The organism is Agarivorans sp. (assembly GCF_050295395.1).
In the GTDB taxonomy this organism is placed as follows: domain Bacteria; phylum Pseudomonadota; class Gammaproteobacteria; order Enterobacterales; family Celerinatantimonadaceae; genus Agarivorans.
In genome coordinates this window covers 1-3,144 of the sequence record NZ_JBNKPP010000051.1, presented here as the reverse complement: position 1 = coordinate 3,144, position 3,144 = coordinate 1, and the positions used below count along the sequence as shown (strand labels likewise).

Sequence of the window (3,144 nt, the reverse complement as noted above, 5' to 3'; positions counted from 1 at the left end):
CAAGATAAAACAACCAAATCTGTAGCTGGTGCGACAACAGACGACAACCGCCTAGCTGTTGGTATTCGTTACAATTTCTAAGCGCACAAACGCTAGTTTCAAACAGCTTAAAGTAAAAAGGCCACTCAGTTGAGTGGCCTTTTATATTGTTTGCTTAAAGTGCGAAGCTGTCACTGCGTTTGGAGAGTCGATGCTTGTCGCTACAACGTTGGCAGCGTTGAGTGCTTGGGTCGTTGTTTAAGCGCTCGAGTTCGATGTTTTCCTCACAATCACTGCACAAGCCATATAAGCCAAGGTCAATTTGACACAGAGCCGCGCTAATGCGTTGCATTTGTTTTAACTGAGCTTTTAACTCTCCGACCTCCAAATTAACGAGCTCATCAATGAGTTGCTCATTATTCAACAGCTGAAGCTTTTCTGCGGCTAGCGTTAAGCTTGCATTATTTGAAGCAGTCAAAAATGAGATTATTTCAAACTTTAACTGCTCAAATTGCTGCGTAAGACGCAGCTGATAATCTCTTGTTTCCACATTTTAGCCCAATTAAAAAATGAGATACGAGTATAAACAGGAGCTCAAGGTGGGAGATATGATGTGAATCAAAGCTAAACTCTAAATAACTAGGTGCTTAGCTTTATTGAGTATTTGTTGATCTAATACAGTGTATTCAAACTGTTGTTTGGTTTTAAGACGATTGCTGGCGAATCACCTGTACGATTGATGGGGTATCTTTGAGTACTCTAATTTGGCGGAAGAGCTGGTCTGCCTCTGGATAAAAAGCTGACAAATAGCGTAACCATTGTTTAACCCGACTTTGGTAGTATTTTGATTTTTCGCTAGTGATTTCATGCTCTGAATAAGCAATCAGTAACTCAACAACTTGCTGCCACAGTAAAGGTGTTTGCTGGCCACGAACCACTTGCGCAAGGTTAGGAATAGTCAGGGCACCTCGGCCAATCATTACATCATCACAGCCGCTGGCTTGCTGACACTGTAAATAGCTTGCTCTGTCCCAAACTTCGCCGTTGGCAATAATAGGAATACTGAAGTGCTGTTTCACTTTATTTATGTAATGCCAATGGGCGGGCGCTTTGTAACCGTCTAACTTGGTTCTAGCATGAATAGTCAGTTCGTCTGCGCCTGCTTCTTGTACAGCCTGAACAATTGAAAAACAGTCGTCTTTGTTTTCCCAACCCAAGCGTATTTTGGCCGAAACAATGTGCTGTTGAGGCACAGCTTGACGCACCGCCTTGACAACATCAAAGATTGATTGAGGAGCCTTTAACATTGAGGCGCCACCGCAACTGCCGGTGACGGAATTGCTTGGGCAGCCAAAATTAAGGTCAAGCCCATGAGAGCCCAATTCAATGGCTCTAAGCGCATTTTCTGCCATGGGTTGAGGATGTTGGCCCAGCAACTGCACTCGCACAGGAGTATGTCCGTTAATCAAGCCTTGTTGCAGTAATTCCGGACAATATTTATAGAAGACTTTATCCGGCAGGCAGACCGTGGTGACGCGGATGAATTCGGTGACACACCAATCGTAGCCGCCGCAACTGGATAGCAGTTGGCGCATTGAGGCATCGGCAACACCCTCCATTGGAGCTAAAACAACGCGCATGTCTTACCTTCACCTAGTCAAAAAGGTCGCTATTCTAACGGTTTGTGGGGCACTCTGCTAGTGGATTATGATTAATTATTGGCGGTCTTTATTTTTATAATAAGCACATAAGTTGTAGGTGTTTGTCGGCAAGACTCTAGCGTATAATTGATCTAGATCAAACTTGAATTAATTTACTATTAGGACCTTTCCCCGATGGAACACGATTTTAAAGAAAGTTATAACGTTTTGTATTTCCTTGGTTTTGTTGTGGCTTTGCTATTGCCTACCCTACCTATGAGCTTGTCTCTACTGCAAATCTTCTCTTAATTTCATCTTCAATTTATCAACAGCAGCGGTTTGCTTTACGGCTGCAAATTGAGATAATTAAGGATTACAAATAGCGCCCATGATCATTGGGCGTTTTTTTTGCACAATGGAAGCGATATGAGCAGCTTAAATCTCGACTATATAAAGAACGCCATTAAAACTATCCCTAATTATCCCAAGGAAGGTATTTTATTCAGGGATGTGACCAGTTTAATTGAAGACCCGAAGGCTTTCGCCTTGGTGATTCACGAGTGGCAGCAACGCTTTGATAATCTGGGTATCACCAAGGTGGTTGGAACCGAAGCGAGAGGCTTTATTTTTGGCGCGCCGTTGGCGGTAGCTTTAGGTGTTGGCTTTGTTCCTGTGCGTAAGCCTGGCAAGTTGCCACGTGAGGTAATTAGCGAAAGTTATGAGTTGGAATACGGCATGGATACCTTAGAAATCCACACCGATGCCATTCAAGCTGGCGATAAAGTGTTATTGGTAGACGACCTAATTGCTACTGGCGGCACTGCTGAGGCCTCAGTTAAACTAATTCGTCAGTTAGGTGGTGAGATTAACTATGCGGCTTTCGTTATTAATTTGGTAGACTTACCGGGAACGAAAAAACTCACCACTTTGGGTGTGGAGTCAACCAGTTTGGTTGAGTTTGAAGGCGAATAGGACAAAGACATTTGATGAATTATCAAGCCCTGGCAAGAAAATGGCGACCTAGAACGTTTCAACAAGTTGTTGCTCAACAGCATGTTTTGGCAGGTTTGATAAATTCACTCGATCAACAGCGACTGCATCATGCCTATTTGTTTAGTGGCACACGTGGCGTGGGGAAAACCACTATCGCTCGTTTGTTTGCTAAAAGTCTTAATTGTGAGCAAGGCGTTTCTTCACAGCCCTGCGGACAATGCTCCAATTGTATAGAGGTAGATCAAGGCAACTTTGTTGACTTGTTGGAAATTGACGCGGCTTCGCGCACCAAGGTAGAGGATACTCGCGAGTTATTAGATAACGTGCAGTACAGCCCAGCTAAAGGGCGCTACAAAGTCTATCTGATTGATGAAGTTCATATGTTGTCTCGTCACAGCTTTAACGCCTTGCTAAAAACACTGGAAGAGCCACCTGAGCATGTCAAGTTCTTGCTGGCGACCACTGATCCTCAAAAATTGCCAGTCACGGTATTATCTCGTTGCTTACAGTTTCAATTAAAAGCCTTAAGTGA

At 43.7% G+C, this 3,144-nt stretch carries 4 protein-coding genes; 2 read left to right on the top strand and 2 right to left on the bottom strand.

What is annotated here, in order from left to right; genetic code table 11:
• Nucleotides 1–154: 154 nt before the first annotated feature.
• Together ACQY6Q_RS03115 and ACQY6Q_RS03110 are read right to left on the bottom strand one after the other, a co-directional pair.
• Nucleotides 155–529, bottom strand: a complete 375-nt coding sequence (locus ACQY6Q_RS03115; RefSeq protein ID WP_427977760.1) for a TraR/DksA family transcriptional regulator — start codon at nt 527–529, stop codon at nt 155–157.
• A 154-nt stretch (nt 530–683) separates the two neighbouring features.
• Nucleotides 684–1,619, bottom strand: a complete 936-nt coding sequence (locus tag ACQY6Q_RS03110; protein WP_427977757.1) for a tRNA-dihydrouridine synthase — start codon at nt 1,617–1,619, stop codon at nt 684–686.
• A gap of 426 nt (nt 1,620–2,045) precedes the next feature.
• On the opposite strand from ACQY6Q_RS03110, the gene apt reads away from it, so the two are divergent.
• Together apt and dnaX are read left to right on the top strand one after the other, a co-directional pair.
• Nucleotides 2,046–2,591: an adenine phosphoribosyltransferase gene (apt, locus tag ACQY6Q_RS03105; protein ID WP_427977754.1), complete on the top strand. Its 546-nt coding sequence runs from the start codon at nt 2,046–2,048 to the stop codon at nt 2,589–2,591.
• Between the two features lie 14 nt (nt 2,592–2,605).
• Nucleotides 2,606–3,144 (top strand): DNA polymerase III subunit gamma/tau (gene dnaX / locus ACQY6Q_RS03100; RefSeq protein WP_427977751.1); only part of this gene is annotated, 539 nt, incomplete at its 3' end.

Excerpts from the sequence above, each read along its gene's own strand:
- ACQY6Q_RS03110 (WP_427977757.1), bottom strand. The coding sequence starts at position 1,619 with ATGCGCGTTGTTTTAGCTCCAATGGAGGGTGTTGCCGATGCCTCAATG.
- apt (WP_427977754.1), top strand. The coding sequence starts at position 2,046 with ATGAGCAGCTTAAATCTCGACTATATAAAGAACGCCATTAAAACTATC.